Raw genomic sequence first — 7,331 nt, forward strand, 5'->3', positions numbered from 1 at the left:
GTCAATATTTATAAATATTATATTCAGTCACGTAAATTTTGTTCCCAAAAATTTTTAGGCATATCACTTTCTTCTATTGGCATTATTGTATATCCTTTTTCTTTTAATTGATTTATTATACCTTGAAGAGCTTTAACACTTTGTTCCTTTTCATGCATTAAAAGTACAACTTCACTATGTTGATTGGAATATTTATTTACATTATTTACTATAGTTTGTGGAGTCCCCTTCCAATCTTCTGTATCCAAATTCCAATCCCAGATTTTAAATCCATCATCAACTAATGCATTGTATGATTCTTCTGGAGCATAAGGTTTACTACCATAAGGCAATCTTATTAAGTTTGAGTTTACTTTAGTAATTTTATTTAATGTGTCTTGGCACTTATCAAATTCATTAACAGTATTTTCCGGAGTTTTATATAGTACAGATATGTCGTGACTTACACTGTGAAATCCCATAGAGTGGCCCTCTTGAGCGATTCTTTTTAATTGTTCTGGATGTTGTTTCATATTACCTTCTATCATAAAGAACGTGGCTTTAACATTATTGCTATCTAAAATAGATAGTATTCCATCTGTATATTTAGATGGTCCATCATCAATTGTTATATAAGCAACTTTCTCAGGTTTTGGCTTTGGTCCTCTATTATTTACACTACTTGCTTTCATCATGAGGTCAGTTAATGTCATCGTATCACTTTCTAGCAATTTTATATCTATATTATTTTGTTCACTTGATGTAGCAATTATTTTATCAAATGTAACAAATAATAAAAACAAAAGTAATACAACTGTAGATACACTTAAAAAAATAGGTTTTATTTTTCTTTTCATCCCCACTTCCCCTTTGTTTTTTATATTTTAATAAATACTATTAGTTATTATTGACAATTATTTCAATCAATATAGCTAAATTTTATAATTAAACACTGTACTTTAATAGATATGTTTGTACTCAATAAAATATTAGCACAAAAAAAATAAAACTACATTCCTGTAGTTTTATCCTATTTCAATCATATCGCCTCTTAATGCATATATAATCTTTTCACATATATTGGTAATATGGTCTCCAATTCTTTCTAAATACCTAGCAACAAACAGCATCGTCACTCCTTGATCTATGTTTACTTCTTTTTCATGCATAACCTTAAGTGTATGTTCATGTATAACATCATACAACTTATCTACTAAGTCATCTTTTAAAGCTGTATTGTATGCAAGTTCTTCATCTCTTAGTTCTAAAGCTTTCTTTGCATCTTTTATCATGTCAATGCATATATCTTTCATTTTAGGTATGTCTATTAATTCTTTTATATATTCTTCTTTTCCTATCTTTACAACTTCAACTGATATATTTACAGAATAATCGCCTATACGCTCTAACTCTAAGCACATACTTTCTAATGCATATATAAATCTTAAATCTTTTGCCATAGGTTGTTTTAATGCCATAAGCTCAATACTTCTATCCCTTATATAGTCTCTTAAAGTGTCTATTTCATCATCTTTTTCTGAAATTCCTTTTGCTTTTTCAATATCTTTTGTTATCATGCTGTTTACTGATTCTTCTAGAATTTCTTGACTTTTATCAAACATTTTTAGTGTATAGTTTATAAGGGTATTTATATTTAACTCTAAGTTATTGTTGACCATTTTAAAACTCCTTTTTATTGATTATTTTATATTTATTTTATCCAAATCTTCCTGTTATATAATCTTCTGTACGTTTATCCCTTGGACTAGTAAATATAGTTTTTGTTTCGTCAAATTCTACAACTTCTCCTGATAGGAAAAATGCAGTTTCATCCGATACACGAGCTGCTTGTTGCATATTATGAGTTACTATTACTATAGTATATTTATCTTTTAACTCATCTATTAATTCTTCTACTTTAGATGTTGATATCGGATCTAGCGCTGAAGTTGGCTCATCCATTAATATTACTTCTGGCTTCATAGCTATTGTTCTAGCTATACAAATACGTTGTTGCTGTCCTCCTGATAATCCTAAAGCTGATTTATTTAATCTGTCTTTAACCTCTTCCCAAATAGCAGCTCCTCTTAAACTTTCTTCAACAATTTTATCTAATGTAGCTTTATCTTTTATTCCATGTATTCTAGGTCCGTAAGCAACATTATCATATATGCTCATCGGGAATGGATTTGGTTTTTGGAATACCATTCCTACTTTTGTACGTAGTTTTATAACATCATCAGATTTATATATATCTTCTCCGTCTACAGATATTTCCCCTTTTATTTTAACATTTTCAATTAAATCGTTCATTCTATTTAAAGTTCTTAAAAAAGTTGATTTTCCACATCCTGAAGGTCCTATTAATGCAGTTACTTTATTTTCTTTTATCTGCATGTCTATTCCTTTTAATGCTTTGTTATCTCCATAGAAAAGTTCTAAGTTTTTTACATTTATTTTTATATTATTCATCTTAATAGCTCTCCTTACTAAGCTTTTTAACTATAAATTTAGCTAAAGTATTTAAACATAATACTATAATTATTAAAACTACACCTACACTAGCTGCTTGTTGTATATTTCCAGTTTCTTTAGCAACTAAGTAAGATTGAACTGTAAGTGTTCTAGCACTATCAAATATGCTAGTTGGCATTTGTGCTACTGTTCCAGCTGTTAATAATATAGCTGCTGACTCACCAACCACACGACCTATCGATAGTATTATTCCTGATAAAATCCCTGGTAATGCACTTGGTACTATTACTTTGTATAGAGTTTGGAATTTTGTAGCTCCCATAGCTAAAGATGCTTCTCTATATCCTTGTGGAACTGTCTTTAATGCTTCTTCTGTTGTACGTATTATTACAGGTAAAATTATTATAGCTACTGTTAATGATCCTGCAATAATTGAATATCCCATTTGAAGTGTTATAACAAAGAATATACCTCCAAATAATCCATAAACTATAGATGGTATACCTGCTAAACTCTCTGTTGCGAATCTTACAATATTAACTATTGGTCCTTTTTTAGCATATTCTTGTAGATATACTGCCGCTAAAACACCTATTGGTGTAGCAACTATTAATGATAAAAATACTGTATATAAAGTTGTGACGATCATTGGTAGTATTCCACCATCACCACTTGCTGAATAATCACTAATTAAAAAGTTTAGGTTTATTCCCCCAATACCTTTTATAAATATAAATCTAACTATTACTAACAACATTCCTATTGTAAATATAGCTGATAGCCAAACTGCCGCCTTTAAAAAATTTTCTCTTAATTTTCTCATATTAATTGCCTGCCTTATTAGAAAGTTTACTTAATACTAGGTTAAGTACTAATATAAATATAAATAGTACAACTCCTGTCGCAAATAACATCTCTTGATGTGTTCCAAATGCGTATCCCATTTCTAATGCAATATTAGTTGTTAATGGTCTTACACTATCCATAAGTGAGTTAGGTAAAACTGGTGAGTTCCCTGCAACTAGTATTACTGCCATAGTCTCACCTAAAGCTCTTCCTGTTCCTAATACTACCGCCGCTAAAATACCTGATTTTGCAGCTGGTAAAACTACTTTAAATATTGTTTCAATTTTTGATGCGCCTAAAGCTAAAGACCCTTCTCTATAAGCATCTGGTACAGCTTTTATAGCAGTTTTTGAAACAGCTATTATTGTAGGTAACATCATTATAGAAAGAACTATTATTACAGCAAATAAACTTTGTCCCTTTGGTAAATTAAATACATCTTGAATATTTGGAACAATAACTGCTAATCCAAATAATCCATAAAGTACAGATGGTATTCCTGCTAATAAGTCAACTCCAGAACTTATTATGTTTGCTATTTTTTTAGGAGCTACTTCTGCAATAAATGCTGCAGTAAGAATTCCAATCGGAGCTCCTATTAAAAGTGCACCTATTGTTGATAAAATTGATGCTACTATCATAGGTAAAATTCCATATTGATCTGCACTTGGAACCCATGAAGTACCTGTTAAAAAGTCTATAAATGAGTATCCCTTTGATATAAATGGTGTAAGCCCTTTATAAAAAACAAAACCTATAATAAGTAATAAGCTAATTACTGCAATTAAAGCACTTATCATGAATACATTTTTTGCTATTTTTTCTATTGTATACTTTGTTTTGTTGTTATTTTTAGTTTTAATCAGTTGCTCATTAGCTAACATAAATACCTCCATTTTTTTATAACTCTTATGATTTCTAATTTATAATTTTAGTTTGTCAACTTTACTATGCTTTATTCTTTTTTAAGTTTTTCTCTACAATTCAATAATAAAGTTTAAATGTTAAGTTTAAATTAGAGTTATGTTAACTGAAAGTAAAGTATGTTAACTCGCCGTAAAATGATGTTTTTCAAACTAAATTCAATATTTTCAAAAAAAAAAGAGAATGTTGATTAACATTCTCTCTCTAATTCATTTACTAATTCTTTAAATACATTTAATGCATTTTCTATAGATTCTTTTTTCTCCATGTCTACTCCAGCAGCTCTTAATTGATTAAGTGGATATTCTGATCCTCCACTTTTTAAGAATTCTATATATTTCTCAACAGCTGCATCGCCTTCTTTTAAGATTTTTTCACTTAAAGCACTAGCTGCTGAAAATCCTGTTGCATATTTATATACATAGAAATTTGAATAAAAATGAGGTATTCTAGCCCATTCTAATCCAATCGGTTCATCTACTATACAAGATTTTCCATAGTATTTTTTATTTAAATCATAATATATTTCTGTAAATTCTTTAGCAGTTAACGGTTCTTTGTTTTCTACTTTTTCATGAGTTATCTTTTCAAATTCAGCAAACATAGTTTGTCTATATACTGTAGTTCTGAATTGTTCTAAATAATAATTTAAAAGATATATTCTTTCTTCTTTTGATTTTGAGTTTTCTAATAAATAATTTACAAGTAATAATTCATTTAAAGTCGATGCAACTTCTGCTACAAATATTTTATATGATGAATATAAATATTCTTGATTACTTCTTGAGTAGTAACTATGCATAGAATGTCCAAGTTCATGAATCAATGTAAACAATGAGTTTAAATCATCCTTATAGCTCATCAATATGTATGGAGATGAATCATAACTTCCCCATGAATAAGCTCCACCTTGTTTACCTTCATTTTCATAAACGTCTATCCATCTTTCATCAAAAGCTTTTTTAACAACACTTAAGTATTCTTCACCTAATGGTTTTAATGCTTTTAATATTATTTCTTGTGCTTCTTCATAAGTTACCTTCATATCAAAGTTTGATGTTATAGGTACATATAAATCATACATATGCATTTCATCTATGCCTAAATATTTTTTTCTTAAATCTACATATTTATTTAATGTATCTAAACTCTCATCAACTGCATCAATTAAGTTATTATATACATCTACACTTATATCATCTTGGAATAATGAACCTTCTATAGCTGATTTAAAGTTTCTCATTTTCGCATAGAAAATTTCACTTTTTATTCCACCGTATAAAGTTGATGCAAATGTATTTTTATATTCATCGTAAGTTGAATATACTGCATCAAACGCATCTTTTCTAACTCTTTTATCCTTACTCTTTAAGAACGCAGAGTAATTTCCATGAGTAATTTGTACAGTTTCTCCCTTTTCATCTTTTATTTCAGGGAATTTTAAATCTGCAAAAGAAAACATTTCATATACATTTTCAGCTATTCCACTTAAATCTGAAGCTGCTGCTAGTATTTCTTCTTCTTTTTCTGTAAGTGTATGAGGTTTATCTCTTAGTATTTCATCTAAATGTTTTTTGTAAAAGCTTAATTTTTCATCACTTAAATACTCTTGTAATTTTGATTCATCCATTGCTATTATCTCTGGAACCATATATGACGTTGCCATTGATAATTCTGTAGATAACATTTCAGTCTTAGTAGCTTTAGCTTGATTCTCATTTTTTCTAGTATCTTCATGTTGTTTCATATGAGTATATACATATAAATTTTGAAGTATTCTAGATGCTTTTTCTGAGTCAGTTAATACCTTATAAAGGTTTTCTTTGCTATCAGCAAGTTTTCCTTTATAAGTTTTAAGTTCACCTATAATTTCATCTACTTTTTTTATATCTTGGTCTATAGCTTCTTCACTTTTATACATAGTATCTATATCCCATTTAAACTTTTCTTCTATAGAAGCTCTATCTAATCCCATAATTTCACTCCTTTGTTTATAATATTTTACAGAACAGCTATTAATATTGCTCCTTCTGATGTGTAAGTTCCCATAACAGGACCTATACTTGATATTATTATGTCCTTATGTTCATAATTTTCTTCTATATGTTTAGCTATTTTTTCAGCTTTTTCTTTACAGTTTGAATGTCCTATAACTAAAGTTTTATTTTTTATATCATGAACATTGTTTTTTACCTTTTCAAATAGCTTTTTCATACTATTACCTTCGCCTCTTGCTTTATCTATAGGTTTAACTAATCCTTCTGATATTTCTATTATAACTTTAAAGTTAAGCGCATTTATTAATTTTCCAGCAATAGGATTCACTCTTCCACCTTTTATAGCGTTTTCAAGCGTATCTAACGCACCATAAAAAGCTATGTCTCCTTTTATATCTTCTAAGTATTCAACTACTTCTTTTAAACATTTTCCTTCTTCTATTAATTTGTTAGCTTTATAAACCATTAATCCAACTCCTATAGATCCACTTAATGAATCTACAACAGCTATTCTTTTTTCACTTTCAGGATTATGTTCTAAATATATATTTTTAGCTAATACAGCACTACTATAAGTACTAGATAATTTAGAAGTAAGTGTAATAATTAATATTTCCTCTTCTTCACAGTCAAACATTTCTATGAATCTCTCAGGTGATGGACTTGATGTCTTCGGTAATTCTTTGCACCCCTTCATTTTCTCATAAAACGTTTCTTCGGTAATTTCTTCTCCGCCTATATAGTTTTCCTCTCCAAATGCTATATTTATTCCTACAACTTTTACTCCCATTTCATCTAATAGTTCTTTAGGGAAATCAGTTGACCCTTCAATTATTACTCTTATGTTTGTCTTCAATTCATACACCTCGATTTTAATTATAGCTATATCTTATTTTATATATTTTAATGTAAATAATCTACACTTATTATATTTTTTAGGTCATTTAATTCTAATATTATCTTTTCTACCATAATTCGTCTATCATAAACAATGAAAAAGTTTATTATATAATCATTTTCTCCACTAACTACATCAATATTACTAACATTTATTTGAGATTTTTCAAGTTTGTTGTATATAGTAGATATAGTGTTTACATTATCTACCTT

Annotated in this window: 7 protein-coding genes and 1 pseudogene; all 8 read right to left on the reverse strand. The window is 28.4% G+C overall.

The window, feature by feature from the left end:
- Positions 1-23: 23 nt before the first annotated feature.
- Entirely contained in the window at positions 24-836 is an 813-nt protein-coding gene (locus tag RWY47_RS12550) for a polysaccharide deacetylase family protein (protein ID WP_142730862.1), read from the reverse strand.
- Between the two features lie 168 nt (positions 837-1,004).
- Entirely contained in the window at positions 1,005-1,658 is a 654-nt protein-coding gene (gene phoU, locus RWY47_RS12555) for a phosphate signaling complex protein PhoU (RefSeq protein WP_025162341.1), read from the reverse strand.
- A gap of 37 nt (positions 1,659-1,695) precedes the next feature.
- Positions 1,696-2,451 (reverse strand): phosphate ABC transporter ATP-binding protein PstB, encoded by a 756-nt coding sequence (gene pstB / locus RWY47_RS12560; RefSeq protein WP_021430165.1) that lies wholly within the window; start codon positions 2,449-2,451, stop codon positions 1,696-1,698.
- A gap of 1 nt (position 2,452) precedes the next feature.
- Entirely contained in the window at positions 2,453-3,277 is an 825-nt protein-coding gene (pstA, locus tag RWY47_RS12565) for a phosphate ABC transporter permease PstA (RefSeq protein WP_224170502.1), read from the reverse strand.
- A 1-nt stretch (position 3,278) separates the two neighbouring features.
- Positions 3,279-4,184 carry a phosphate ABC transporter permease subunit PstC gene (gene pstC / locus RWY47_RS12570; RefSeq protein WP_085282889.1) on the reverse strand — a complete coding sequence of 302 codons (906 nt, stop codon included), beginning with the start codon at positions 4,182-4,184 and terminating at the stop codon, positions 3,279-3,281.
- A gap of 230 nt (positions 4,185-4,414) precedes the next feature.
- Positions 4,415-6,199, reverse strand: a complete 1,785-nt coding sequence (pepF, locus tag RWY47_RS12575) for an oligoendopeptidase F (protein ID WP_224170501.1) — start codon at positions 6,197-6,199, stop codon at positions 4,415-4,417.
- 26 nt (positions 6,200-6,225) lie between these two features.
- Positions 6,226-7,077: a DegV family protein gene (locus tag RWY47_RS12580; protein ID WP_021430294.1), complete on the reverse strand. Its 852-nt coding sequence runs from the start codon at positions 7,075-7,077 to the stop codon at positions 6,226-6,228.
- 47 nt (positions 7,078-7,124) lie between these two features.
- A pseudogene (locus tag RWY47_RS12585) lies at positions 7,125-7,331 on the reverse strand (hypothetical protein); the annotation flags it as partial.

Origin of the sequence: Paraclostridium sp. MRS3W1, assembly GCF_032465715.1 — a bacterium.
In the GTDB taxonomy this organism is placed as follows: Bacteria; Bacillota; Clostridia; order Peptostreptococcales; family Peptostreptococcaceae; genus Paraclostridium; species Paraclostridium dentum.